This window comes from Candidatus Niyogibacteria bacterium (genome assembly GCA_016432485.1).
Lineage (GTDB): Bacteria > Patescibacteriota > Minisyncoccia > HO2-45-28 > HO2-45-28 > HO2-45-28.
The window spans coordinates 293,495-319,762 of the sequence record CP066691.1; the positions used below are offsets into that span (position 1 = coordinate 293,495).

General features: G+C 42.4%; 34 protein-coding genes. 8 read left to right on the forward strand and 26 right to left on the reverse strand.

Going from position 1 to position 26,268, the window contains the following annotated elements; all coding sequences use genetic code 11:
- The first annotated feature begins 136 nt into the window (after positions 1-136).
- Positions 137-457: a hypothetical protein gene (locus HYY55_01545; protein QQG46510.1), complete on the forward strand. Its 321-nt coding sequence runs from the start codon at positions 137-139 to the stop codon at positions 455-457.
- Between the two features lie 67 nt (positions 458-524).
- On the opposite strand, the gene HYY55_01550 is transcribed toward HYY55_01545, so the two are convergent.
- Positions 525-983, reverse strand: a complete 459-nt coding sequence (locus HYY55_01550; protein QQG46511.1) for an 8-oxo-dGTP diphosphatase — start codon at positions 981-983, stop codon at positions 525-527.
- An 11-nt stretch (positions 984-994) separates the two neighbouring features.
- A complete protein-coding gene (locus tag HYY55_01555) occupies positions 995-1,486 on the reverse strand; it encodes a TrmH family RNA methyltransferase (GenBank protein ID QQG46512.1) in 492 nt (163 codons plus the stop codon).
- Positions 1,487-1,555: 69 nt separating this feature from the next.
- Between HYY55_01555 and HYY55_01560 the strand changes: the two genes are divergently transcribed.
- Together HYY55_01560 and HYY55_01565 are read left to right on the forward strand one after the other, a co-directional pair.
- Positions 1,556-2,176, forward strand: a complete 621-nt coding sequence (locus HYY55_01560) for a hypothetical protein (GenBank protein ID QQG46513.1) — start codon at positions 1,556-1,558, stop codon at positions 2,174-2,176.
- 55 nt (positions 2,177-2,231) lie between these two features.
- Entirely contained in the window at positions 2,232-2,459 is a 228-nt protein-coding gene (locus HYY55_01565; protein ID QQG46514.1) for a hypothetical protein, read from the forward strand.
- Positions 2,460-2,507: 48 nt separating this feature from the next.
- Here HYY55_01565 and HYY55_01570 read toward each other — a convergent pair whose 3' ends face one another.
- The 24 genes from HYY55_01570 to HYY55_01685 form a co-directional block, all read right to left on the reverse strand.
- The gene (locus HYY55_01570; GenBank protein QQG46515.1) at positions 2,508-2,876 is read right to left on the reverse strand and encodes a DoxX family membrane protein; all 369 of its coding nucleotides are present in this window, start codon (positions 2,874-2,876) and stop codon (positions 2,508-2,510) included.
- On the reverse strand, positions 2,873-4,015 hold the full coding sequence (gene tgt, locus HYY55_01575) for a tRNA guanosine(34) transglycosylase Tgt (protein ID QQG46516.1): 1,143 nt from the start codon (positions 4,013-4,015) through the stop codon (positions 2,873-2,875). The genes HYY55_01570 and tgt overlap by 4 nt, the downstream gene beginning before the upstream one ends.
- Positions 4,016-4,176: 161 nt before the next feature.
- Positions 4,177-4,593, reverse strand: a complete 417-nt coding sequence (locus tag HYY55_01580) for a hypothetical protein (protein ID QQG46517.1) — start codon at positions 4,591-4,593, stop codon at positions 4,177-4,179.
- Positions 4,594-4,783: 190 nt separating this feature from the next.
- Entirely contained in the window at positions 4,784-5,278 is a 495-nt protein-coding gene (locus HYY55_01585; GenBank protein ID QQG46518.1) for a hypothetical protein, read from the reverse strand.
- Positions 5,279-5,501: 223 nt separating this feature from the next.
- The gene (locus tag HYY55_01590) at positions 5,502-5,786 is read right to left on the reverse strand and encodes a DoxX family protein (GenBank protein QQG46519.1); all 285 of its coding nucleotides are present in this window, start codon (positions 5,784-5,786) and stop codon (positions 5,502-5,504) included.
- Positions 5,783-6,013, reverse strand: a complete 231-nt coding sequence (locus tag HYY55_01595) for a hypothetical protein (GenBank protein QQG46520.1) — start codon at positions 6,011-6,013, stop codon at positions 5,783-5,785. Before HYY55_01595 ends, HYY55_01590 begins: the two co-directional genes overlap by 4 nt.
- On the reverse strand, positions 5,998-6,759 hold the full coding sequence (locus tag HYY55_01600; GenBank protein ID QQG46521.1) for a glucose 1-dehydrogenase: 762 nt from the start codon (positions 6,757-6,759) through the stop codon (positions 5,998-6,000). Before HYY55_01600 ends, HYY55_01595 begins: the two co-directional genes overlap by 16 nt.
- A gap of 9 nt (positions 6,760-6,768) precedes the next feature.
- Positions 6,769-6,975 (reverse strand): hypothetical protein, encoded by a 207-nt coding sequence (locus HYY55_01605; protein QQG46522.1) that lies wholly within the window; start codon positions 6,973-6,975, stop codon positions 6,769-6,771.
- Positions 6,976-7,017: 42 nt separating this feature from the next.
- Positions 7,018-9,087: a heavy metal translocating P-type ATPase gene (locus HYY55_01610; protein ID QQG46642.1), complete on the reverse strand. Its 2,070-nt coding sequence runs from the start codon at positions 9,085-9,087 to the stop codon at positions 7,018-7,020.
- 257 nt (positions 9,088-9,344) lie between these two features.
- Positions 9,345-9,605, reverse strand: coding sequence for a thioredoxin family protein (locus HYY55_01615; GenBank protein ID QQG46523.1), 261 nt, complete (start codon positions 9,603-9,605; stop codon positions 9,345-9,347).
- A gap of 22 nt (positions 9,606-9,627) precedes the next feature.
- Complete coding sequence (locus HYY55_01620) at positions 9,628-9,816, reverse strand: hypothetical protein (GenBank protein QQG46524.1); 189 nt, start codon at positions 9,814-9,816, stop codon at positions 9,628-9,630.
- Complete coding sequence (locus tag HYY55_01625) at positions 9,813-10,787, reverse strand: cytochrome C biogenesis protein (protein ID QQG46525.1); 975 nt, start codon at positions 10,785-10,787, stop codon at positions 9,813-9,815. Before HYY55_01625 ends, HYY55_01620 begins: the two co-directional genes overlap by 4 nt.
- A 32-nt stretch (positions 10,788-10,819) precedes the next feature.
- Positions 10,820-11,614: a hypothetical protein gene (locus HYY55_01630; GenBank protein QQG46526.1), complete on the reverse strand. Its 795-nt coding sequence runs from the start codon at positions 11,612-11,614 to the stop codon at positions 10,820-10,822.
- A 9-nt stretch (positions 11,615-11,623) separates the two neighbouring features.
- Positions 11,624-11,989 (reverse strand): hypothetical protein, encoded by a 366-nt coding sequence (locus HYY55_01635; GenBank protein QQG46527.1) that lies wholly within the window; start codon positions 11,987-11,989, stop codon positions 11,624-11,626.
- Positions 11,990-12,013: 24 nt separating this feature from the next.
- The gene (locus tag HYY55_01640) at positions 12,014-12,484 is read right to left on the reverse strand and encodes a hypothetical protein (GenBank protein QQG46528.1); all 471 of its coding nucleotides are present in this window, start codon (positions 12,482-12,484) and stop codon (positions 12,014-12,016) included.
- A gap of 2 nt (positions 12,485-12,486) precedes the next feature.
- The gene (locus tag HYY55_01645; GenBank protein ID QQG46529.1) at positions 12,487-13,269 is read right to left on the reverse strand and encodes a hypothetical protein; all 783 of its coding nucleotides are present in this window, start codon (positions 13,267-13,269) and stop codon (positions 12,487-12,489) included.
- Between the two features lie 5 nt (positions 13,270-13,274).
- Positions 13,275-13,763, reverse strand: coding sequence for a DUF1573 domain-containing protein (locus tag HYY55_01650; GenBank protein QQG46530.1), 489 nt, complete (start codon positions 13,761-13,763; stop codon positions 13,275-13,277).
- Between the two features lie 88 nt (positions 13,764-13,851).
- The gene (locus tag HYY55_01655) at positions 13,852-14,316 is read right to left on the reverse strand and encodes a hypothetical protein (GenBank protein ID QQG46531.1); all 465 of its coding nucleotides are present in this window, start codon (positions 14,314-14,316) and stop codon (positions 13,852-13,854) included.
- Between the two features lie 31 nt (positions 14,317-14,347).
- Entirely contained in the window at positions 14,348-14,713 is a 366-nt protein-coding gene (locus tag HYY55_01660) for a hypothetical protein (protein QQG46532.1), read from the reverse strand.
- 236 nt (positions 14,714-14,949) lie between these two features.
- Positions 14,950-15,477 carry a CRISPR-associated endonuclease Cas2 gene (gene cas2 / locus HYY55_01665; GenBank protein ID QQG46533.1) on the reverse strand — a complete coding sequence of 176 codons (528 nt, stop codon included), beginning with the start codon at positions 15,475-15,477 and terminating at the stop codon, positions 14,950-14,952.
- A 77-nt stretch (positions 15,478-15,554) separates the two neighbouring features.
- Entirely contained in the window at positions 15,555-16,697 is a 1,143-nt protein-coding gene (locus tag HYY55_01670; GenBank protein QQG46534.1) for a replication-associated recombination protein A, read from the reverse strand.
- 51 nt (positions 16,698-16,748) lie between these two features.
- Entirely contained in the window at positions 16,749-17,327 is a 579-nt protein-coding gene (locus HYY55_01675) for a hypothetical protein (protein ID QQG46535.1), read from the reverse strand.
- A 54-nt stretch (positions 17,328-17,381) separates the two neighbouring features.
- Entirely contained in the window at positions 17,382-17,603 is a 222-nt protein-coding gene (locus tag HYY55_01680) for a DUF167 domain-containing protein (GenBank protein ID QQG46536.1), read from the reverse strand.
- 51 nt (positions 17,604-17,654) lie between these two features.
- Positions 17,655-18,356 carry a PD-(D/E)XK nuclease family protein gene (locus HYY55_01685; protein ID QQG46537.1) on the reverse strand — a complete coding sequence of 234 codons (702 nt, stop codon included), beginning with the start codon at positions 18,354-18,356 and terminating at the stop codon, positions 17,655-17,657.
- Positions 18,357-18,863: 507 nt separating this feature from the next.
- Here HYY55_01685 and HYY55_01690 point away from each other — a divergent pair.
- The 5 genes from HYY55_01690 (at position 18,864) to HYY55_01710 (ending at position 26,264) form a co-directional block, all read left to right on the forward strand.
- Positions 18,864-19,181: an HNH endonuclease gene (locus HYY55_01690; GenBank protein ID QQG46538.1), complete on the forward strand. Its 318-nt coding sequence runs from the start codon at positions 18,864-18,866 to the stop codon at positions 19,179-19,181.
- 550 nt (positions 19,182-19,731) lie between these two features.
- Positions 19,732-22,665, forward strand: a complete 2,934-nt coding sequence (locus tag HYY55_01695; protein QQG46539.1) for a DEAD/DEAH box helicase — start codon at positions 19,732-19,734, stop codon at positions 22,663-22,665.
- Between the two features lies 1 nt (position 22,666).
- Positions 22,667-23,641: an N-6 DNA methylase gene (locus HYY55_01700; GenBank protein QQG46540.1), complete on the forward strand. Its 975-nt coding sequence runs from the start codon at positions 22,667-22,669 to the stop codon at positions 23,639-23,641.
- Positions 23,638-24,465, forward strand: coding sequence for a hypothetical protein (locus tag HYY55_01705; protein QQG46541.1), 828 nt, complete (start codon positions 23,638-23,640; stop codon positions 24,463-24,465). Before HYY55_01700 ends, HYY55_01705 begins: the two co-directional genes overlap by 4 nt.
- Before the next feature lie 5 nt (positions 24,466-24,470).
- On the forward strand, positions 24,471-26,264 hold the full coding sequence (locus tag HYY55_01710; protein ID QQG46542.1) for an SAM-dependent DNA methyltransferase: 1,794 nt from the start codon (positions 24,471-24,473) through the stop codon (positions 26,262-26,264).
- The last annotated feature ends 4 nt before the right edge of the window (positions 26,265-26,268 follow it).

Sequence of the window (26,268 nt, forward strand, 5' to 3'; positions counted from 1 at the left end):
GGACGGAAACAAAGGGGCTCCCCCACCAGGGAGCCCCGTTTTTTATTAGATTTCTTTTTTCATATTTACTTTTTACGTAATTCATACTATCCTGGGGACAGAAGAACACGGTTCATTTGCCGGGAGGAAATATCAGATGGTCACATTGCCGGACGGCGTTACGTTTATTTTCGAACGAAACAGTAAATTAAAATATGTTAAAACTACCGAATACACCTCTGATCGCCTGCTGATTTTTTCCCGACTGATTAAAAAAACGACGGGGGAAATTTTAAATTCAATCGCTGATAAATTCAACGATGATATTTCGGAAGAACTTATCAATCGCCATCTTGATGAACTGGACCCGCCGCTGCCAAACCCGGAAGATGTTGAAATCCGGGGTCCGGTTACGGATATTGAAATTCGAGCGCAATTTACAAGGTCACAGGAGCGCCTGATAGAACCATCAGAATAACAAACACCCCGCCCCTCATTTGCGAGGGGATTTTTTATTTTTTAAAAATGTTTCTTCCTCTTCTTTTTTACGCCTCCCTTATTTCGTGGCTGATAATCGTGTCATTATCCTTGAAGAAAAAATCGGCATTGAAGTTTTTGCCGGCCAGAAACAGGGGAAACCAGTGGCGGTCGTCGGGCCACATCTTGTCAAACGGAATTTCATCTTTGGCGTACCATTCGGGCTTCATTTCTTCCCCTTCCGTCGGCTCGCCTTTAAATTTTGTCGCGGAAAAAAGATGCACTTCCAGCGTTTCGGGATTACCCTGAAATTCAAAATTGATTACTCCCCTCTTTTTTAAATCTTCCGGCACAACACTAATTTCCTCTTTTATCTCGCGCATTGCCGCCTGTTCAATGGTTTCTCCTTCAACCGGCTTTCCGCCAAAACCGTTCCAGCGGCCCTCTCCAAAACCGCGTTTTTTTAAACCCAAAAGCACATGAGTATCGTTATGAATAAGGCAGAGGGTTAAAATTTTTTTAGTCATATATGAAAATTTTAGCGTATCAGCTGAAAAATGGCTATACCAAAGGCAACGCTGACATTAAGCGATTCCTTTTTGCCCCTCTGGGGAATTTCCAAAATTTTATCCGATTGTCTCAAAATACTTTCCGGCAGACCTTTTGTTTCTTCGCCCAAAATAAGTGCGTATTTAAACTTTTTAACAGATTTGAACTTAAAGATATTAACCGACTTTTTATGCTGTTCAAGCGCGAGTATTTTATAGCCCTCTTTTTTTAATTTTTTAATCAAGGCGGCCGCGGACTTGTAATGTTCATACGACACGGAGTATTCCGCGCCGAGCGCGACTTTCGCCAGTTTCTGATTTATTCTGCCGTATTTATCGCGGGGCCCGGGCGTAATTCCGCATAAATAAATTTTCTCAACGCCGGCGGCGTCGGCCGTCCTGAAAATTGAGCCGACATTATGCGAACTACGGATGTTATTTAAAATCGCGACCATAAAAAGATAGTGTATCAATTTTAACATAAAAACTTTACAAATTTTCCGCAGATAGTTAATCTTAGGCAGGATTTAGCTTCTTTGACCGGAGGAGAAATGCTTAAAAACGCCCTGTGGCGCGGCTTTATTATTCTCGGGTTTTTACTGGTTGCCTCAATAACCTTAAAACTGATTTCTTCAACCTTTCTAGAGCCGCTATTCGTCAATCCCATAGAACGCGCATTGCTTAATTCGGCATTAGCGGATTTTTTGGACCAATTCTGGCTCAAGATGTTATCGTTTATTTTGGGCATAACGGGTTTTATTGCGGTTGTGACCATAGTGGGCTTGCTATCCATAGGCAATTTTGTTTCTCGTCTCTTCAGCCGCTTTCCACGTCTGGCAAAAATACCACTGTTAAAAAAATTGGCCGATATCTGGTTTATGAAAATTTTTGAATGGAAAACGGGACTCCACGCCCGCTATGTCATTGAAATGGAAGATCGGCTTTTTTATAGCGGCGGCAAGATAATCGGAATTGTGACTAATGAATTTACTAAAGAAGACGGCCGCGTCTTTTGCAATGTTTTCTTGCCAACCGCGATAAGCATCTGGACCGGAAATTTGCTCAAAGACGTCCCTAAAGACGAGTTCCGTATTTTGGATGGAGCGACTTTAAGCGAATGCACTATTTTATTCGGTTCCTTCGGCGCCAATGATCCCCTTCATCGTCATTGACAAAAATCAAGTCGGCTGATATGATATCCTTGGAATAAATGAGGAGGAGAAAAAAATGATGGTGCTGGATGAACAGTTTTTACGTTGCGGAAATGAAGGTTGCGGTGAAATACTTAAACGCTTGCCCAGTCCATATTTTGAGTTAGGAGTTTGCTATTACGGATGTCCGAGATGCAATCTTGTTTTTAAAGCAAAGATTGAAAATAACGCTATTAGCGCGCTTGAAAAAGACGAAAGAACTTACGAAAAATATATGCTGGAACATCCCAAAAATTGGGAATGATAAGTAAAAATCTCATCAAAACCGCTTCTGCAAAAGTCAGAGCGGTTTTTATGTCGAAAAGTAATTTTTTCGGCGAGACCAAAAATCCAACGCAAGAGCTAAAGCGCCTGCCAGAAGTCCTATGTCGCGAACGGTTATGGCGTTAATTCCCGAAACCAATAAAACCAGCGCCAAATGAAGAACGGCTAAAAGCGAGGCCGTGAATGTCCAAAAATTAATCAGCAGGAAAAAACCCACCGCCAAATCAAAAATACCCGCGCCAATCATCGTTTTTTCCGGAGTAGTAAAAAGAAAATTCACGGCCCACGGCTTTATAAACCCGCTCCAGGCCGCGGGATTTTGCAAAATCAAAACGCCTATCCAGACAAAAGTAATGCCCAATCCTATTCGTAAAATATGCGCCGAGGCGGTTTTCATAATTTTCCCTCCTTTATTTTCCGGCGTATGTTCTCCACGAATTTATTAAAACAAAAAAGATTATGCATCGTCAATAAGCGTAAGGGCGTTATCTCCCGCGCGCGCAGCAAGTGTGAAATATAATTTCGCCTGTAATTTTTGCAGACAAAACAGGAGCAATGCTCGTCAATCGGTTTTTTATCTTTCAAAAAGCGGCTTTGGCTGAGATTGACCGGTCCGGAATTCGTAAAGGCAACTCCCGTTCGCGCGTAATGCGTGGGCACGGTGCAATCAAATGTGTCTATGCCGCTTTTAATTATAAGTTCGATGTCTTCAAGTTTGCCTATACCCAATAAATGCCTTGGCTTTTTTTCATCAAGAAGCGGGAGCGTCCACGAAATTATGTCTTTGGTTGTTTTCTTGCTTACGCCCAAATCTCCTCCGATGCCGTATCCGTCAAAACCCAGCGAATTTATAAATTTCGCGCTTTCCTGTCTCAAGTCCTTAAAATCAGAGCCCTGCGTTATGCCGAATAGCGATTGTTTTTTATTTTTTTTTGATTCCAAACATATTTTCGCCCATTTGTGGGTGCGTGCCAGAGATTTTTTAATATAGTCCTTTGACGACAGGGGGGCGGTACATTCGTCAAAAGCAAAAATAATATCGGCGCCGAGGGCCTCCTGTATTTTTATTGATTCTCTCGGACCTAAAAAAAGCGGGCGGCCGTCCACGGGCGAACGGAAATGGACGCCGTCGTCGGTAATTTTTACCGATTTCGGCTGGGAGTGTTCTGAAATCATAATTTCTTTGCCGGATTGTCCGCTTATTTTCTTTCCCACGCCCAAGTCATGTCCAAAACCCAAACTAAAAACCTGAAATCCGCCGGAATCGGTCATGAGCGCGCCGGGCCAATTCATAAATTGATGCAAGCCGCCGGCCGATTCAATTATTTTTTCGCCGGGCTTCAAATGCAGATGAAAAGTGTTGGCAATCAAAAGCCGGCAGCCGGCGGCCGCGGCTTCTTCCGAAGTCAAAGTTTTTACAACCGCCTGCGTCGCCACCGATACAAGGGCCGGTGTCTCAACTTCGCCGCGCTCGGTATGCAAAATCCCCAGCCGCGCCCGGCTCCTTTTTGATTTTTTAAGTATTTCAAAACGCATTTTTATTATTTTAAGACACGCCTACATTTCAACTGGTATTTTAAGATAAATGTTTTAAATAAGGTGATGTTTTAAATAGAATGATGTTTTAAATAGGATATATTCACCTAAGTTTAAACTACGATATATCGTAGTTGAAATAAATGCATCTGTTTTTTAACTTATTCTTTATTCATCATGTCATAAAACCATTTCCATCGGCCGCGTCCTCTCGGCGGAAGACCGGCGCTCAGTAAAATTTCCAAATCGTCAATAAATCCTCTTTTTTTCTTGGCATCAACAATAATTGCCTTTATGTTGTCAAAATCCCCGCCCCTCATCCCCTTCCACAAACGGCCTACGGTAGAAGGACTGACCTTCAGCGTTTTTTCCACTACCGTAAAAGGGTATTTGTTAAAAAGCATCAGGATAACAGCTAAGCGTTTGGCCAGCATTATCCGTTCCGTGGACGACAAAAGGTCACCAAAGAAAAGCCGGCCAAAATTCTTATCTTTTAAGCTGGCCATAACGGCGTAAAAACGATCATTCATTTTTAAAAATGCTTTCTTTTTTAATTTTCTCTTCGAAATATGCGGCATATATTTATTTGTGTTTTGATATTAACATCCATACTGCCAATGCTATTAACGGTTATATTAGCTTATAAAAACCAAGCTTTCAACTACGATATATCGTAGTTGAAAATAGGTTGAAAATGGATTGTGAGCACTAGTAAAAGGCCTTAAATAAAAAAACGCCTCGAGAAAAACTCGAGGCGAAAATCAAAACTCAATTGCCGTCGGATCCTCTGCCATACGGAATTTCCGACCTCTTCTCTTCCCACTTTTCGTCAGACAAAAGATAATCTTTATAGCTTGGTCTGGTCGAGAGACCGGCCCTTTTGGCGATTCCGTGCATTTCCCAAAAACAGTGTTTACGTGCCGCGGCATTTTTCTTACATATATTCAAATTTTCCACAGCACCCCAACTCGGGGCAGGATCATCCGCCACTATCTTAGACCATCTGGCTTCGTTTTCAAATGCCGCATTAAGAAAATCGGCTTCTCGTTTCAAAGCACGGTCAACAGCACCTCGAACAATTTTTCTCCAACCATCCGCGCATCCGCAATGTCTCGGTGTAAACGGATTTATGCCAAAAGTTCTTTGGAAATCAAACAGATTTATTTCATCTTCCCACATCAGCCATCTCGGTTTGCCATGAAATAAACCCAAACAGAACCCGAATGCTACTATGATAAAGGCCAAAACAAGCAGCGCCCCCATCCACCTTTCCTCCTTTTTTCAAGGCGCTCTTCGCCTTGGGAGACGCTCTTCGCCTCCGAGGAGAACCGAACCCCGCCCAACGAAAGCCTATCTTTCGCGGCGGGCCAAAACGCTTTTTCAAATCCTTCGTGAGAATATCAAAAAACAGGCGCTTCGTCAAGCCCTTTATGTTTTAAAAAATAATTTCCATTCTCTCTAAAACCTACGATCGTAAGATTTAAATTTACCCCCACCAGCGGTGAAGTCCGGGGAAATTTTTGCAAATAGGCAGATTCGCGCACCAGTTTTCCAAACCCCAGTAGCGTCCGGCGCGGACTGTCGCGAAATAAACCAGAACCAAAGCGTAAATTATATGGTCATCAATAATATATGAATTCTGGCCGATATAAGGAAAGGTCAAAACCGGAAAGTAGTAAAGAAGCATCAGCAAGGCGCCGAAAATCGAGGAAAACCTGACTCCGATACCCAAAATTAACGACGCGCCAAGCAAAGTCAGCCCCCCATTCATTTATAAAATTGATTGTCGGCAGGATATTCGGCTGTAAAAACCATTGATAAAACGCCGGAAAAGTTTTTGCCGAACCCAAATACCCCGCCGCCGACCAAGCCGGATTTAAAATCTTGGTAATTCCTGCGTAAAACATCACCCAGCCCATTGAAACCCGCAGGATAAATAACGCAAATTTTTGGCCGCCGTTCATATTTAAAAATATTTTTAATTAAGCCGCCAACCATCCGCCGTCGACATATAAAGTTGAGCCAGTTATATAACCGGCCTCATCGGAAGCCAAAAATACCACTGCCGCCGACACTTCTTCGGGCCTGCCCATTCTTTTTAACGGCACCCTTGAAAGCATCGCGTCCATTTCTTCTTTGGAGGTGTTTGCGGCATCAACCATTGGCGTATCAATAACACCAGGAGCAATAGCATTGACATTTATGCCGAGAGGCGCCAGTTCTATTGCCATCGTTTCGGTCATACCGATTATCCCGCCTTTAGAAGCCGTATAATGGGCGCCGTATGAAAAACCTATCCCGACCCCGCCAGAAGCAATTGAAGCAATATTGATTATTCGACCCCATTTATTTTTAGCCATTTCTTTGGCCGCGCGCTGAGCACAAAGAAATTCTCCTTTCAAATTTATTGCCAGTGTCCTATCCCATTCTTTCTCAGTCATTTCAAGCGCGGATTTGGGCAAAAATACGCCGGCATTATTTACCAAAATATCCAATCGGCCGTAAAATTTAATTACTTCGTCAAAAACTTTATTAACCTCATCGGCATTTGATACGTCCATCCTCAAACAAACCGCCTCTCCTCCCCTTGCTTTAATCTCTTCAACCACCGGCAAACATTCTCCGGCATCAATATCGGTTACGATAACTTTCGCGCCCTGTTCGGCCAAAGCCAAAGCATGCGTCCGGCCCATACCGCGCCTGGCGCCCGTAACTAACGCGATTTTATTTTTAAGACCAAACATTAAATCGGATTATTTTTTATCAATATGCTGCCAAAGCCAAACTATTACCAAGACGCCGACAATCAGAAAAATGGTTGAGTAGGCGAACATAAAAAATCCTCCCCACCCGTAACCCATCATGCTCCACGGCATCATATTCCAGCCGGAAACATCCGCGCCGTTGGCCAAAACGGCAAAAGGCGACAAAGCCGCAAGGGCTAAAATTATTTTTTTCATAAAATAAACATATTTCAACTAATAATGCCCGACTTTTTTATTTTATATCTTTTTTCGGCGCATTAAAATAGCGTTTATCGCGACTATCACCGTGGATAGCGACATTAGGATTGCGGCCGCCGCCGGCTGTAACAATACGCCCTTAAACGCCAAAACTCCCGCAGCCAGCGGAATTGCCGCAACATTATAGCCCGCCGCCCAAAAAAGATTTTGAATCATCTTATTATATGTGAGGCGCGAAAGTTTAATTATCTTTACGATATCCCTTGGGTCGTTTCGGACAAGAATTATGCCCGCGGATTCAATGGCCACATTCGTTCCCGCGCCTATGGCTATGCCCAAATCTGCTTGCGTTAAGGCCGGCGCATCGTTAATTCCGTCCCCCACCATCGCAACCTTCATCCCTTTTTCCTGCAAAATTTTTACTTTTTCCGATTTTTCGCCCGGCAAGACCCTCGCGAAATATTCATCTATTCCCAATTCGTTTGCCACCCACTTTGCGACATTATCCGAATCACCGGTAATCATAGCGACCCTAACGCCTTCTTCCTTAAGCGCGCGCAATGCTTCTCTTGATTCCTCACGAATTAAATCGGATAAAGCCAGAGCGCCCAAAATAGAACCGCGGTCAAGCGCGTAAATTATAGTTTTGCCTTTTTTGTTTTCTATCTCTATTTCGCCTCGCAATTTATCAGTTAAAGGAGACTTTACTCCTTCCAAAATCGCTTGTCCGCCGACTAAAATTTCTTTGCCGTCTATTTGGCCGCTAACCCCCTTGCCGGCAATGCGCTTGAAATTTTTTATCTCAAAGAGCGATAGGTGTTTTTCCGCCGCCGCCCTTACAATGGCTTTGGATATAAAATGCTCCGAATGAGCATCAACCGAAGCCGCCAAACGCAAAAGTTCATTTTCATTCTCCGCGCCGACATTCCAAATGTCAGTCAGTCCGTATTCTCCTTTGGTCAATGTTCCGGTTTTATCAAAAAGCACCACATCAATTTTTCGGGCCAGCTCAAGCGCGAGACGCTGTTTAATCAAAAATCCCCGGCGCGCGGCCATAGTCGTTGATATTGAAGCCACAAGAGGAACCGCCAAACCCAAAGCGTGCGGACAAGCAATGACCAAAACCGCAACCAGCCGCTCAACGGCAAAACCAAAACCGGCTTTAGCAACAAGCCAGAAAATAAAGGCCGAGGCACCGAAAGCAATCGCGATAATGGTCAGGAAATAAGCCGCGCGGTCGGAAAGAATCTGCAGTCGGGATTTTGACGCCTGGGCTTCGCGCACCAAACGCATGATTCCGGCCAAAAAAGTATGTTCTCCAACCTTAGTTACTTTAATTTTCAAAGCGCCGTCGCCGTTTATGGTGCCGGCGATGACTTCTGACGATGCGGATTTTTTTACCGGGGCCGATTCTCCGGTAATCATTGATTCGTTGGCTTCCGATTCTCCTTCAACAACAACTCCGTCCGTGGGAATTCTTCCGCCCGGACGCACAAAAACAATATCTCCTTCCTTTATTTCTTCTAGACGGACTTTTTTGGGCTCGCCGTTTTTAATCACCTCGGCTTCGTCGGGTATAAGTTTTGAGAGTTCTTTAAGCGCTCCTTGCGCGCCCGAAACCGCTCTCATTTCTATCCAATGGCCCAAAAGCATAACCGTAATCAGCGAGGAAAGCTCCCAGAAAAGGCCTTCTTCGGGGCGTCCGACCAAAACGACATAAATACTATAAATGTAAGCAGCGCCTATGGCGACGGCTATCAAGGTCATCATTCCCGGCAGACGCGCTTTTAATTCCCTCGCGGCGCTCGCCAAAAAAATCCACCCGCCGTAAAAAAATATGATTGAGCCCAAAACAGCAGGAATATAAGAAGAGCCGTAAAATGCGGGCGCCCGCCACTCAAAAAGCTGATTTAAAATATCGGAATAAATCACAACCGGAATAGAGAGAATCAAACTCACCCAAAATTTTTTCAAAAACGCCTCGGTTGAATGCCCGGCGTGCTTATCATGCTCTTTATGGTCAGTATGCTTTTTATGACTCGTGGTAATTAAATTCATTCCGCATTCATGGCAAATTCCCGGCGATTCTTCCAAAATCTCCGGATGCATGGGGCAGGTGTAAAAACTCCCGCCTTTTTCGGCAGAATCAGAATCATTTTTATGTTCCTGATGACAATAATTATGATGGTTCATACCTTACTCTTTAAAGAAAAAATAAATGACTATCCATACAGTCAAAGTATAAGACTCCAAATAAGCCGGGCATACCGCACAGTCGAATTAGGTTACGCGCCTTTCCAGCCGGACAAAAATTTATTTTTATTTAGTTCCATATGTTTTTGTTAAGTTATTAATTTTTCCGACCTTTATTTTTGTTTTAACTCGTCAAACTTTTTCTTCAACTGTTCTTCGGTCGCGCCACCAAAAGCGAAGAACTCGTCATTTACAAGAATCCCGGGGCTTGAAAGGATATTATACTTTTTAACCATTTCTTGACCTTCGGGCGTGGTCATATCAATTTCTTCAATGGTAAGTTCGGGGTAGTCAGCTCTCATATTTTCCAAAGTTACCTTAACCGCGGCGCAATGCTGACAGCCCGGAGGACGAATAAGAGTTACCTTTAACATAAATTTATAATTTCTAATTATTCTAATTTCTAGTCACGACCTTTTTAATTCTTTTTGAAATCATAATTACCAAAGCAATAATTATAATTGCGATAATTGGCCCCCACCAATCCGCTTCGGCCAGATTCGTTATTTCCTCTTCCCCTTCATGGGCAAATATTTTAACCAAAGGCAGAAGCAACAATATGCTTATTGAAAAAAGTTTCTTCATAAATTTTGATTAGCGGCGTCGGTTTTACGCAAGTGAACCGCGTCCCACAAAATAATCGCGCCAATAATGCCCGCGAATACAACCCACGGGACAATTCCGCCAATTCCCTGCGGAAGATTCAGAGACGATTCAATAATCGCCGATTCCGCTATTTTTGGAAACGCAACCTCCAAAAATCTGTTCCATCCCTGATGGATAATTGAATCCTCAAACCAGGCCATTCCAAAAAATCCATAATTAAATATAAACGCGCCTAACGCCACCAGGGCCCATGCGACCCATCGTTTTACTTTTTCCTGATAAAAACTTAATTTGTTCATTGCGTTAATTCCCAATACCGCAAGCACAACAAGGAATAAAAGCGGCACAATTCTTCCAAGTCCGTGAAGCGCGCCCAACGACGCGCCGACCGTCGGAATACCGAGAGTCGCGACATAACCAAAGAGAATATAGAAAGCGGGATTCGGACATCCCACGCCGGCATTGCCGAGAAAGAATCCCAAAAAGAAACTGCGGATATAATCATTTTTGCCCTGTAAAGATCGCGGGAGAATTGTTTGTTTGAAAGGCAGTTTGAATTTAATCAGATTAAGTTCGGAAACGCCGAATACCAGCGCCGCGATTCCGCCCAAAAGCAACATCCATGTTATAACTTTATACAAAGCGACAAAACCCCCGAGCCAGCCAAGAGCCATTCCGTAAAGAGTAAAAGTAAGGGTTAATCCCAAACCGAAAAGAAAGGCCATAGTAAGTCCTTTGCCGATTTTACGCGAAAGCGCTAACGGCACGATGATAAATACCAGCGGAAAGGTGCATGGCAAAAAAATCATTGAGATGCCGGCAAGAAAAGCAAGAGAATATCCCGGAATAAATTCCGGCGATGTCCATAAGCTAAAGAGTCCCACCAAAATTATTGAAAGCAGAATAAAAGCCGCGGCTGTTAGCCAGATTTTAATTATATTTACACCCATAAATTTATCTTATTGTCCCTACTTATATTATATCAGATGGCGCAACCGCCGGATTGCGGCTGGGAATCTACGGCGCAAGGAGAACCGGCATCCTGATTTAATTCGGGAAACCACATTGCGTTAACCTTTGCGGCAAAATCGTACATTTCTTTTTCACCCACTCCTTGTGAGGCCATCAATTCCAAAAGCCCGAGCATGGCCATACCGTGATTGCAGTCGGGGAAATAGGTTGAATTACTGCAGCAAGGCCGATAAACATTTTTGCTGACGCGTTCAACTAATTCCTGCTGTTCCTCGTTCAAAATCACGAATGGGTGCCTGGCATAATGCTCCATTGCGTGTCCTTTTGCCAGCGTCCACCCTCCGGTTGATGCGAATCGGGAAGCCTTGATCAAGACCTCTTCGGCCGAAGCGGGACTTTTGCCGTCATAAGTCGTCATCGGGCCATAAATTAAAATATCGTTTCTGTTGCCAAGACCCAAAGCCCATAAAAGATTTAGGATAACGCCCGAGTTTTCAGGAGTAATTTTAAGATCGCCGTTATTTTCGCCGTAAAGAAGCTGGCGCGTTTTTTCATCCAAACCGCCGCGACCCGCGTAAAGCGATTCAAATTTTTCGGCGTCAATCACGCCCACGCTTATCATTTTTACACCTAAATCGCCCCATTTAACCGGCAAGACCGTTCCTTCCGAGAACCCTGGCGCAACCGCGGCAAGATTTTTATTTTTTTCAGCAGCCGGTTTTTGAGTATAAATCCATGCGCCTCCAAGAATAAGCGCTGAAACTACTATGGCAACCGGCAAATTAAAACTGTTTTTTATGTCCATAAATTATTTTTATTTTTTATTCTCTAATAAGCACCCGCTTGCCTCTGATAATTTTTCAAGACCCGTCTCACCTTCAAATCTGCGGCCGTCGGAAAGAATCCATGTCGGATAGCCGTTAATTTTTTCAGCTAAGCATTTGTCCGTTTCTTCGGTACACTCCACATAATTCACGAGGCGAAATGAACCGGCGAAGGCCTTTTTCTCGTTTTGGCAATGCGGACACCAGTAGGCGCCGTACATAACGACGCCTCTATCCGTAAGGCATTGCGCGAAATCGTCATATTTTCCCTCAACCGATTCTTTCGGCCAAAAAATAAATACAAATACTGCTGCTAAAATTACGGCTAATAAAATAATCCAAATAATTTTTTTCATACTATAGTTCGACTACGCTCACTATTAACAGCAATTTTTTAACTCGTCTTCCAATTTTTCGGCTTTGGCCGAATGTTTTTTGAGATTCTCGCTTCCGCTATTTTTTCTGACAAAAAAGACGTAAACGAGCATCGTGAAAAAAACAATTTCAATGACAAATGTCGGCCAGCTCAAAGCGCCTATGGCGATGTGCGCCAAATAAAATCCGGCGACGATAACGGCAAACCTGAACCAGAAAGATTTTTCGCCTCGCCAGTTGAATTTTTTTTCCGCCTGATACGCAATGCCCGCAACCGTCCCGCCCATCAGAAGCGTTATTACCGGCAAATATAAATCTACCGGCGCAAAGTCGGCCAAAACCGCGAGCGTCATCAAAATCCACGCCCCCGAAACGCCGGCGCAAAGAGCGCAAACAGAAAAAGGCAAAAATTTATTCGCGACCTTGACGCCCAAAGTTATTGCCACAAATAAAATCAAAGCAATGATTATATCCATAATTAAAGAAGAAATATTAAAGCGCCCAAAACGACCATGGCTATTCCGCCCCAAAGCCGCATATTTTTTCGTTCTTCGGCCTGCCAAGCCCGAACTTTTTTAAGCAATTTCTCCTCGCTCGCGATTAAAAGAATTATCGCGAGCGGCAAAACAAATATCAGATTGTACATCAGAAGATACCCAAAACCTCTCAAATAAGTCGCGCTGTCGTGCAAAAGCCCCAAAACCATGAGATACGGACCGCCGGTGCAGGGAAACTCGCAAAGCCCGACTAAGACCCCCAAGAAAAACGCCGTCGGCATAGAGGCCTTCTCCATAAGTTGCGCCATTTTGTGATGAGCCGCGTGCGGAACTCGAAGTTTTATGGGAAATGTCGGGAAAAATTCATTGATGACGTTAATCGCGCCAAAGGCAATGAGAAGCGACGCTCCAACTTTAGCCATAAAATGCGGGGTGTTGAATAAATGCAGGGCTTGCAAAATCCCAAGGCCGATTAAAACATAAATTACGAACACACCCAGAATGTAGAAACCGCCTATGCGCAAAATCCCCGATCGCATTTGCCCCAGACCAAAAAGAAAAGCGACGGTCAGTAAAAGAATTGAGAAAGCGCAGGGATTGATTGAATCAATCAAAGCCGCGATGCCGACCAAAGGCAGAATCCAGCGGCCGCCATCGGACCAATTCCACAAAATTTCCGTTCCCGCGCCACCAAATCTGAAAAAAATGACCACGGCCGCAAGTAAAACCGCGAAAACAACCAAAAAAACGAATCTGGAATTCATAGTCCTTACGGGGTTACCGTTGCTTTAATCATAAATTCGGCAACCGGACCCGAATCATCCTCAATTATGACTTCCCTTTCAATGTAACCGATACCGGTCGGGCCGTGCGCCGCCGGATCAAATTCAACCAGAATTTCGGCTTCCTCGTTTGGTGCCAATGTTTGACCAGCTCTCGGCACAAACCCATGCCCGGGCATGCCGTAAGGCCCGTATTTCTTTCCACCTTGAATTAAAGTGGCTTCGGTACACATGCAGGAAGTGTAGATTTTTTCCATCTTAAGCGGATCGGTTCCCGAGTTGGTAATCTTGAATTTGTGATTTACCTTGCCTTTTGCCATTGAAATTGAGCCGAAATCATAGAGTTCCTCATCAAGTTTCAGAAATCCGGCCGAGGCCGAAAGCGAGGCACTTTTTTGCGGCTGTATGTATTTTAGTCCCCATAATCCCCCGACAACCAAAATTGCTACAGTTAAAGTTAAAATAATTTTTCGCATATTTTAAGCAATAAAAAATAAAAACCCCTTATAGAGGTTTTGCGCCGCGATATAAATATGCCCGACCGGCAAATTTAAAATCGCGGTTTCAGTTAAAAGACGGGCTGTTTTCGTGTAGCGAAAGCCAGCGTAAATATTTTTCAGGAAAACGAACCGCGGCCGCGAACCAACGGCTCAAAACCGAAAAAGAAAAATCTTTGTTAACGTAAATATCCGCGGCCGAAGCTGTCAGATAAATAGCAACCGTAAACAAAACGGCAAGTACGGCAAAATTAAAAGCCGCGGAAAAAACGGCTAAAGAAAAACTCTTAAAGGCGTTGGAGTAAAAAGAAACTGCCCCGCTTATGCCTGGAGGACAGGCCGAACGGTTGACCGCGGCAGCTAAACATCCGCCGCGCATTTCGGCATTATGACCCATGGCCAAAAACCCAAAAATCGCGATTGCGATGAAACCAAAAAGTATGAAATTAACCAAAAACTTGTTCACTATTGCATTATAGTCCTCGTCCAAATCAAGGTCAACAAACCCCTCAACTTCGTTCAGGGCAAACAAAAAACGCGCTGTCGGGCGCGTTGTTTCAACCTTAATCAGTGCCGAGATTCACAATCATCTTACGTTCAAGGGTTTCACCGGCTATTATTTGAATCCCGCCTGTGTGTCTTAAGTTGTTAAAATTTACGTAGGGCTTGCCGTTGTATTCTACAAAAATACTATACTCCGCCGCTTCAAGCTCTATACTAAATTCTCCGTTTTCATCCGTATCTACCACAACGACTGGCTCTTGAGATCCGAGATACAGATCGCCGGGCGGCCATCCGTCTTTTCCATATTTATAGTCAAGAATTTCTTTGCAAGACGCTTCCCATGCGCCAATACATTCTTTGCAGAAAATTGGCGGGCTGTAAATAAAAATCCTTGTTTTAAATGGCACAACTTTTCCTCTAGGCATTGGTGGCATAAAATCGCCCGTCCGTTTAAAAGCCTGGCCTTTCAGCAGCCCCCTCATTCCTAAAACCTCCTCTCAAAAAACACCCGACCCCATCTTTGCATATTCAGTAAAAAATCGCAACCTAACCAATTTTTAATTGGCTTTTAATCAAATCAAAAACCGGCCAAACAATCACAAGTCACACAATTCAGACGGCCGTCCGAATTATATGACTTACTATATTTGCCATATTTGTGTTACACAACTTCTTCTATAAGAAACAATTTAATATATGGGATAACGCGGTAGGATCGTATAATTTCTTCAGTTTCTTTGTAAACATCGTAGGGGCACACCCACGCACTTTGCTGGAGTTTTTGATAACCCAGATTTATCAACGCCTCTCTCAATAATCCCCTCGTCCGCCTTTGCTTCTCCGGAATATCAAAAATGATCATTACCCATCTCCCGTCTTTTCGTCTTTTCTTTTGCTTTGATTTCCACCTTGCCAAAAGCACCCTTTTGGCGCCTTTGGGCGTAAGAATAATCCCCCTTGTGCCCTCAAGAGCTTTCACCTTTATATATCCTCTTTCTCCTAAATTCTTAATAAACTGACTGAATTTGGTTCTGGCTTTCAATATTTGATACTCGCGTCTCAAGCGATGCTCTTCGGGGTAAACAACTTGATGCATCGTGTGCGGTGCTAAGACATCATATGCTTTATCCATTTTCTCAATAAATAGATAGAGTTTCCATAAAAACGCATCGGTAATTGGTAATTTCACGATGTTTTAATTATACATCAATTTAAAACACAAGGTAATATGATTCAGACGGCCGTCTGAATTATATGACTTGGGTTTTATTTATCTTCAAAATATTTTCTGCCTTTAAGCTTATCGGGCATCAAATCCTCGCTGGTGTATTTCTCATAACCTTTGCCGTAGTTTAAATTCTTCATCAATTTTGTGGACGCGTTTCGGATTTTAAGCGGAATCGGGAGGTTACCGTGATCTTTTGCGTCTTTCATCGCCGACATCAATCCGTCGTAAGCCCTGCGGTCTTTTTTGCACTGCGCCAAATACGCGACTCCATGAGCCAGATTTATCGCGCATTCGGGAAGTCCTATTGTTTCAACCGCGCGAAAGACCTCGTTAGCGACAACAAGCGCTGTCGGCTGGGCTAAACCAATATCTTCGGATGCAAAAATAACCATTCTGCGAGCGATAAATTTCGGGTCTTCGCCCGCGTCCACCATTCGCGCCAAATAATATAAAGCCGCATCCGGCTGGCTCGCGCGCATGCTTTTTATAAACGCGCTGATGGTATTATAATGTTCCTCGCCTTTTTTATCGTATCGTAAATGTTTTGATTGCAACGCGGATTTCAAATTTTCTAAATTAACTTTGCCATACAAATTATCCGTTGTTTCAAGCAAATTAAGAGCTTGGCGGGCGTCGCCGTTGGCCATGGCAATAAGCCAATTTTGCGCGTCTTTTGGCATATTCATTTTAGTTCTGCGTATAATCCGCGTCATTTCGGCATTGTTTAATTCATTCATTACAAAAACACGGCAACGGGATAAAAGCGCGGGGATGACTTCAAAACTGGGATTTTCAGTGGTTGCGCCGATTAAAGTTAAACGCCCCGACTCAACAAAAGGCAATAAAAAATCCTGCTGGGCTTTATTGAAACGATGAATCTCGTCTAAAAATAAAATTTTACTTTTCTCGCCCAACTTGCCCTGATTGGTTCCAAGAATTTCTTTTATGTCTTCTTTTCCGGCCGAAACCGCCGAAAGTTCGTGAAGTTCGGCGTCAAGATTTCTTGCGTAAATCCGCGCGAGTGTTGTTTTGCCCACCCCCGGCGGGCCCCAAAAAATAAATGAAAAAAGGTGTCGTTTGCGAACGGCCTCATAAATCGGCTTTCCCTTGCCAGCCAAATGCCCCTGCCCCACGAATTCCCTTAAATTTTTTGGCCTGATTTTTGCCGCTAGCGGTTCCATAACGACTTAATTCTAATAAAAAAACCGCCTCGCGTGAAGCGGGACGGCTGGCTATTCGTGGTTTTTTGAAAACCATTTGGCAAATTTCGTAGCGGCGTTACTATCTCTTTTTTTGCGCCACAAGGCGCGCTCCCCATCGTTCATTTCGGCAATAGTTTTTGTATAACCCTCCGGAACAAAAATCTGCCACAAACCCGACCACGCCTCTTTCGTCAACTCGCCTTTTGGCTTATTCGAAACAGAGCCCAAAATTGTGTCTTCAAAAAATTTTACATTCTCGCCGTCATCGGTATAAGCAAGACACTCGCGAAATTCGCATTTGCGCGTCCTTTTTTTGACAAGCACCATAATCCCCTCCGGCCCAAGCGTCATAAAAGCGAATCTGACAAACGTCCCCGGAAAGTTCGGCCAAGCGTGGAGATAAAAACCAGAATCCTGCACAATCACGGGCTTTTTTATCAATTTATATGCCGCCAAAACTTTCTGTCTGGCAATTTCTTTTAGGTCCATCAATTGCGGCTCCGGCAATTCTCTATCTATGTGCTCAATTTCAATCCCATACGGCTCAAAAACGGTCTTAAATGAAGCGACTTTACCGGGATTCGTGGTTACCAGACAAATTTTAGACATACGCCTTCTCCGCAAATATAACCAAATCCTAAATTAGGTTATCAGAAAATACACTTATTGCAATATTTCAAAAATTTTGGAGGGGCGGCGGGCTCCTTTTATCATACGAACGCGCGATGCGGGGATTTTTAAATGTTCGGCAAGAGCGCGGATAACCGCGCGGTTGGCCTCGCCCCGTTCGGCTTTTGCTTTTACGCAAATCTCAAAATGATTTTCTGATTTACGCGAAATCCCCTCTTTTTTCGCGCCGGCAAAAACTTTTACTTTAATTAACATAATTATTCATATCTCACCGGAGGCATTTTTAAGAAATTTAAAAACTCAAGTTTATTTTATTCTTATTTTTTTCTCGTTTCGTCCGGCGTAATAATCGCACTTTTTGCACTCCAAATCGTCTCCCGGGTAAGGTTTTTCAAGAAAATCAACCATTTCTTTGAGTTTCTTTTCAAAATTTTTGGCGTCAATTTTCACTTCGTCCACATGACTCGCGAATTTCACTTCTGTTGACGGGTCGTTTTTGTCTTTGACGAAATAGTGCAGCAAAAAGGCGCGGTCTGACGGCTTATATCCGTTTTTCAAAAACATATAGCCATAGGCGGCAAGTTGGTCGCGGTAATATTTCTGCTTGTCTTCAGCCGGCGCGTTGCCGGATGATTTGTAATCGGCCGGAATAAAGCGGCCGTCCGATTCCACAAAAACATCGTCAATTTTTCCGACAAGTTCGTAACCCGAATTTTCATTTACCACTTTAAGCGCGCTGGAATTGGTCCGCCACTCGTTGAGAAGTTCCAGATCGTCAAAAGTCCTTATGCCCATTTTCTCAAGCTCCTTGGATTCCGGCGGAAATTTTTTGTCGGCGCGGTATTTGTCGTATCTGGTCTTTAAAATGCTGTCCATCGCCGTATTTAAAGCCAACGGCAGCATCGGCGGTTTTCTATGATGATTCTCAAGCCAAAAACAGGCCTTGCATTCCGTATAAGAATAAAGCCCGCTCGGGCTCAACTTCCATAATCCATTTTTTGTTTTCATGATTTTGGTTTTTTGTTCTTTTTTAAGTGTTTAAAAATCTCAATTTGACGAAGGCGCCTTTCGGCTTCTTTTTTTGTGTTATATCTTCCAAAAACTCTGCCTGTTTTTTCCGACGTCACCACATACTGTCCCTTGACTTTTTTAATCACGTACCTATAATAACACCGGACGTTGTTAAGCATAAGGGGGATGCCGTGAAAATTCTACGCGCTCTTCTTAAGGCGCTAAATCCTCTCATCTGGCTTATTAATCTGTTTATGTACTTTGCGCATCTTGAGGGTCAGAGATCTTGTAAAGAATATCATCCTTATGATTTTTTCTGGGATCTAAAATATTTTTAAGGCCGAACCGCCCAACCCTCTTGGGCGGTTTCAATTGTTGCAAAGCATTTAATTATTCATATAATGTATAGAGAAGTTCCCTTTAAATTCATTCCGCAGTAGCTCAATGGTAGAGCAGCTCCCTGTGAATAAAATAGTTCGTTTTTTGTGGTATACTTAAATGTGTATGCCAAAAGAAAAACGAACATACGCCGACCGCCGAGAGTATTTAAAAATGGCAGTGACCAAAAGACGACGAAGATTAAAAACACTGCTTGTAGAATATAAAGGCGGGAAATGCACGGTCTGCAGTTATAATAAAACCCCGTGGGCAATGGATCTTCATCATGTTGATGAATCCAAGAAATCATTTGATATGTCCTCACGCGGACTTACCCGCTCATGGGAACGTCTTAAAAAAGAGGCAGATAAGTGTGTGTTGCTTTGTGCAAATTGTCACAGAGAAATACACGCCGGCGTAACGCAGCTTCCTAAAGTAATTTAGGTTGAAAAATCTCGGGATAACGGTGAAGCCCTAAATCTTTTGCATTAGATTGGGTAATACCGTGGGAACCTTTGCTTGTTCGGGGTTTACTCCGAGCGAAGTCGAGGAGCGCCGTAGAGACTAGATACCGAGATCCCGCCATTCATTTGAAATATTATTTAATGGAGGGGGGGAAAGATATAGTCCAACCCTAAAAGTAATTTTAGGACCGTTGTAAGGAGTTGGTTGTAGGTTCGAATCCTACCTGCGGAGCCAATAAACTAGATACGAACTCATTTTTTGAAGATTAGACCTCTATCAGAGGTCGTATCCAGCGCGGTTGACAATCGCTTGACAATTGAATATAGATTGCTTGGGTTTTGTGCCGCAAAACGCCCCGCCCCCGCCTCCGGCATATGCCGGAGGCGGGGGGTTTTAGGTTGAAATCAGGCCAAAAATGTGGGAAAGTAAGGGGGATATGAAGAATCTCATGGAAAAATTGAAAAAGGTGCTTATCAAAGAGATGTTTACACATTCGGTGTTCCGCTTGATGATTTAATCAAGTAGAAATATGTCGGTTTTTCTTAAAAAATATTTGGCTGAAAAAGTAGCTCTTCAAAAAATGGCCGGCTCTTTGAACCGCCTATCTTCTGTCTTGGCAAAATCAACGATTGACCTCAACCCGTATCAAATTCATGCGGCTCTTTACGCATTTAACAGTCCGCTTTCTCGTGGCGCAATTTTGGCCGATGAAGTCGGCTTGGGTAAGACGATTGAAGCCGGCATTATCATATCCCAACTTTGGGCCGAAGGGAAGAGAAAGATATTAATTCTTGCCCCGGCCTCGTTAAGAAAACAGTGGCAAGATGAGTTGCTTTCAAAATTTGGAATTGAATCAGAAGTTTGGGACGGCCCCTCTTTTAGGGCGCAAACAGACATGGGAGAAAAGACACCCCTAACTTACAGTGGCGTTTTTATAATTTCTTACCATTTTGCTTACAGCCACCTTGAATTGATAAGGAAGCAAGGTTGGGCTGTTGTTGTAATAGATGAAGCCCATCGTTTTAGGCGTGTGTTCAAGGGAAGAGATGCCTCAAAAATGGCATACGACATTCGGGAAATAATAAAAGATAAACCAAAGGTTTTGCTGACGGCAACACCCCTGCAAAACAGCCTTGAGGAATTATACGGGATAGCAAGTTTTATAGACGACAAGCTTCTCGGATCATCCTATAGTTTCAAAACGAAGTTCATACAGCCGATAAAGGACCAGTCGGGGTTAGCTAAATTGAGATTGGAGGAATTGAGGGCATTGATACGCGGGGAAGAAGGCGACGACCCGTCGTCAATCTCCGGAGTAATTACACGGACTTTGAGAAAACAAGTTTTGGAGTATGTGCAATTTACCGACAGGACATCAATGACTTTTGACTTTACTCCCACCGAGGAAGAAGTTGAATTGTACGAGAAAGTTTCCGCATACCTCCAGCGTCCTAATGTGGCGGCCATTACCGCGACGCAGAGAAATTTGATGATTCTCGTTTACAGAAAATTATTGGCCAGTTCGTCGTTCGCCATAGCCGACACCCTGAAGAAGTTAAGTGAGAATCTAAAAAACGAATTGAAGTTGCGAAATAAAGAAGCAGTGGCCGAGGAGTTGAATCCGGAGTCAACGGCAGATGAGGGCCTTTTGGAAGAATTTGAAGAATCAGAATTGGAGGGAGTAGAACAAGGTCAGAAGAAAGAAAAGCAACGCGTTGACGATACTTTTAGCGATGACGACATAAAAAAGGAAATAGAGGAGTTGGAAGGATATTATTCATTGGCAGTCAAAATTAAAGAAAACACAAAGGGTAAAGCGTTGATTAACGCCTTGTCGCAACTTTTCAAACAGGCCAGAGAAAAGAAGTGGCCTGAAAAAGCTGTGGTGTTCACAGAGTCAACGCGCACTCAGGACTATCTTTTAAAACTTCTCAAAGAAGCCGGAATTTCTTTTACGGAATTCAACGGGTCAAATAACTCGCCCGAAGCACGAGAGGCATTCAATCGTTGGAAAAAGGAGTTTCCAGAAGCGGCATCTGTTGGTTCAGCATCTGCCAACACGCGCCAAGCTCTTATTCATGACTTCAGAACAAATACACAAGTCTTGCTTACCACAGAAGCGGGGGCGGAAGGATTAAACCTCCAGTTTGCAAATATTGTCATCAATTATGATTTGCCGTGGAATCCTCAAAGAGTGGAACAGAGAATCGGCCGTTGCCACCGCTACGGCCAAAAGCACCAAGTGGTAGTTGCGAATTTTCTTAATACAAAAAATTACGCCGATAAGCGAGTACTGGAATTGTTGAGCGAGAAACTAAATTTATTTAACGGACTTTTTGGAAGTTCCGATGAGATTCTTGGCGCTTTGGAATCCGGTCTTGATTTTGAAAAGAAGATACTTGAAATTTATCAAAACAGCAGAAGCCCTGAAGAATACGACAAAGCGTTTACAGAACTACAGGAAAGCTTGAAAGATGTTATCTCAAAAACAACCTTGCAATATAGAAACTTGTTATTGGAAAGCGCGGATCAAGCTGTTGCCGCATTATTCAAAAAAACGGAAGCGGAAACTAAAAAAGCGATTTCAGATTTTGACAGGGATTTGCTTTTTCTCTGCAAGCTCACGCTGGAAGAAAAGATAAAACCAACCGAGGATGAGGCGATTTTTGTGATAGATGGTTATAAATTTCCGATTGCTTTTCGAGAGCTTCGCGATGATGAAGAAGGTAAAATTTCCCGCGCGCACAAAGACCATCCAGTCATCAGTAAAATTATTGAAGATAATTTGAAACTGCAAACTAAGCCGATACCTTCTTTGATTTTTGAGCTTTCAAAACACGGCGGTAAAATATCCCAGTTGAGCGACGCTAAAGTAAAAGAAGGATTTATATTTCTTTGGAAGTTAAAGATAGCCGGAGTCGAGACGGAAGAAATTTTAGTGCCGCTCGTTTTTCTCGAAAAAACAGAAGGCGAATTCAGCGCATTGGATGTGGCAATTGCCAATGAATTCATTGATGTGGAAAGTGTTGATTCTGAAAAAACACTTGAGAGTTCGCCTATTAAAAAAGAGTTTTTGCTTCAAACTTGGGAAAAATGGAAAAAGCCAGTTGTAGAAAGGTATCAGAAAAGAAATGAGCGTCTTTTTGACAGGGAGACGAACAGGATAAACCGATATTACGACGACTACGCGCTTCGTGTTGAAGATAGGATGAAAAAGTCGGAAAATGAACAAAAGGATGTAAATCGTAGGAGAGATAATTCCTCCGACTTGGAAGAAAGGCGGAAGTTGCTCAAGCGAATTCAAGACATCAATATTGCTTTGGACAAGCTAAGAATCCAGCAGTTGAAGTTGAGACAAGAAGGTGCGAAATTGCGAGAAAAAGAACTGGACAATCTTTGGAAAACTCTGGAGCCGAAAATTTCCGAAGAAATGATTGCGATAACGCATTTCACCATTCAATAATATGTCAACGGAAATTAAACAAAAAAAACAGGACTTGGGAATTTTTTACACCGACCAGAGAATCGTGAGTTTTATATATGATATTCTTTCTGTCTGGAAAGCAAAAGAGGACGAGGATTTAAAGCGTTGGGAGAGTCGAAAACCTCATGCTCACTATCCGTCAGTTATTGATCCGGCTTGCGGCGAGGGAATCTTCTTAAAGAAAGCAGTGGAGTCCGGTTTTACCGGATACAATCCTACACATAAAGTGCCATATATTTTCGGTATTGATATAGATGAATCGGTTGTTGATAAATGGGAATCTGTTGAGCTTCTAAATTTTTTCCACGAAGACAGAAGGGCAATGAAAAATCACTTTTATGGCCAAAACGGATTGCTTAATCTGCCGAATAGAAAATTGCCTTACAAAAAAATGGAAGACGGACTTGTACAATTTGATGCGGTTGTTGGTAATCCGCCGTATGGAGGCATCGGTCTTAAAGAAGAAGAAATGAGGGGCAAATTGGCGGCATCCCTTTTGGAGTACGAGATATGGAAATACGCTTTTGATATACAAATAAGCAAGCAGGGAAATATGTTTGGATCCATGGCCTCTCAAAAGGACATTGTAAATAGATTGAGAAATATGCCCATCGAAATTTTATTTCTAGAGAGATTTATACAACTTGCAAAGCCGGGCGGTTGGATAGCTATCATTATTCCAGACGGCATTTTAACCAATTCAAATTCTCACTATGTACGCGAATTTGTTAGCGAGAAAGCAAGAGTGGAAGCAATTGTTTCTTTGCCGCGAGACGCTTTCAAAAATGTTGGCACAACAGCCAAAACCAGCATTTTATTTTTACAAAAATATAAAGACCAAGGGAAAGAGCGAGATTTAAACTATCCGGTTTTTCTCGCTTCAGTCGAATCTCTTGAAGAAAAATATTTTAAAATTATAAAAGATGCTTACCAAAAGCATTATACAAAAATATGAGCAAGAAAAATTTAGTTCAAATAACAACAGATGAAAAAGGTCGGGAAATCGTAATGGTACGAGTGGATAAAACCCTGAAAGAAATGATGGAAGAAAAACCATCAAGTAGATGGAATGCTGCTTACTGGCATCCAACCTATGTTAAAAATTCAGAAGAAATAGCAGCAAGTAATTTTTCTGTAATTAAAATAGGCGACGCGGAAGAAAGATTGACTTATGGCGCAATCGTTACTGGCGGGAAAAATTATGAGGGGAAGGGAGTATTTTTAGTCAATCAGGGAGATATCCAATTTACCGGATTAGATAATACGAATTTGAAAGAAGTTAAAAAAGCTTCTCCTTGGAATATTGAACGCGCAAAGGTTAAACTTAATTCTTTGATTTTAGCTCGATCTGGAGTTGGAGGAGTTGGTAAAAATCGAATTACTATTATAACCAAGCCAATGAATGCGGTGGTAGATAGTTTTGTTGATGTTTTAGACCTAGACGATAAAAAAATTAATCCTGTTTATGTACTTGTCTTTTGGAAAACTATGTTTGGGAAATTACAAATTGAAAGAATAATAAATGGCGTTGGAACTGTAAATATTAGTTTTGATGAAATTAGAGAAATGAAAATACTTGATATTTCGGAAGGTGTTCAAGGCAATATTGAATCCGAATATAAAAAAATATCTGTCTTTCACGACAAGGCAATGGAAGCAAAGAAAAAGGGCAAGGATGTGGAATACAAAGCTAACATGGAAACCGCCGAGAGAATGCTGAAAGATTTAATCGCTAAAACCGAAGCCGTTATTCGCGGCGAGAAAAAAGATGTAATTTAATTTTTATGCCAGAACAAAGGTCGGAAAATTCTTATATCGTAAACGACATCTTACCGTTTCTGGCAAGCAATTTTGGCTACCCGATTCATGACGCGGAGCGAGTAAAAATAAACGATGTTCCGATTTTTCGGCCAAGCGGCGGCAGAAGTGGGTCCACAATTGATATTGTCTACTATCATAACGGGGAGCCAGTTCTTCTCATTGAAGCAAAAACTAAACATAAAACTCATGAGTCCGCATTGATAGAAGCAAAGAATTATCTAAAAAACTTTCCCATAGACAAACCGGAGTTTGCTCCGTCTGGCTTGCCCCCAAAAATTTTGGCAACAACAGTCGGTAAAAACATTAAATTTTACAAATGGAGCATAGATTATTCAAAACCAATTCCGGATTTTATAACCGAAGAAATTGAGGTTTTATCATTTGAGAAGTTGCTTTCCTACTACGGATTAATTAAAGAATATAAGGCGCGCATTTTAGAGCCCAAAAACTTTGCCACGGATTTTTTTGACGAACTAATTTCTATTTTCAAATTTCATAAAAAAGAGAAAAAAATAACAAAGGATGTTGTCAAAGAAGTTGTTTATCAAATTCACAATTATTTGCTGAATCCAAAAAAATACACCGGCGATTATCCTTACACCGAATTGGACTTACAAGGACAAAAAGCCGTTCGCGATCTGTTTAAGCGATTTGATTTTGTCGCTTCGCTTGGCCCGGAAATAGCCAAAGAATTTCGCAAGTCGATTTTGAGATCTTTTCAAGGCGAAGAATTCAATCAGTACCTTACCGAAAAATGCGTTATAGATTTTGTTTTCGGTCTGATTGGCAAATTGAACAAACACACGAAAGTTTTGGATTTCGAGTGTGGTAGTGGAGGATTTTTGGCGACGGCAGTCAATCAGAACAATTTGGATTTGGAAAATGTGATGGGGATTGATATTGAGGACTTGCCTTATATCATCGCCAAAACTTACTTTGCTCTGTACTTCGGAAAAACCGGTGAGGGGTTGAATCTTGTCCCAATAAAGAAAGATAACGGCTTGTTTTATCACGGCAAGAATTGGGATTTAGTTGTGGGCAATCCCGCCGGAAGCAGTAAATACGAACATGGCGATGAAGATAAAATTTTTGAGAATCTAAATAGTGATTTAAATAACGACGACAAAAAAGATAAAATTTCGGAGTACAATTTGTCAATTCAGCAAGCGATTCAATCCGCTCGCGTTGGCGGCAAGATTTGTTTGATACTGCCTGAAGGAGTGTTTTCAAATTCTCAAGACGAGTTTTTAAGAAAATATATCGCCAAATATTGCAATATATTGGCAATCGTGAGCTTGCCACCGGGGTCGTTCAGAAGAGGAACAACAGTAAGCCAGTTAAGGAGAGGCGCACAATCTGCTTCAATGAAAATGTCTATTGTGTACGCGGAAAAAACCAGAGAGGTCAGGAAAAAAGAAGGATTGGAAGTTGATTTGAGGCATTTGGACTACCCGATATTTTTAGCGCACATTGATAAGGTTGATTCCGGATCAGGCGAAATCAGTGAATGGCTGGAGGAAAGATTAAACGTTGTGTTGGAGCAATGGAAAGAGTGGCAGAATAAAGCTGAATTGAATGATATTGAAAAAATAACCACAAAGCTTGATAAAGAAGAAAAGATAAAAGAAAATCAAAAAACTTTGTTTAGCAAGGTCGAGCTCGACAAGACAAACATAGAAAAAAGTAAAAAGATAAAACCAAAAGAGGGTAAGTCAGAAACAAAGATAAGCAAAAACTTGGAAGATTTATTAAGTTAAAAAT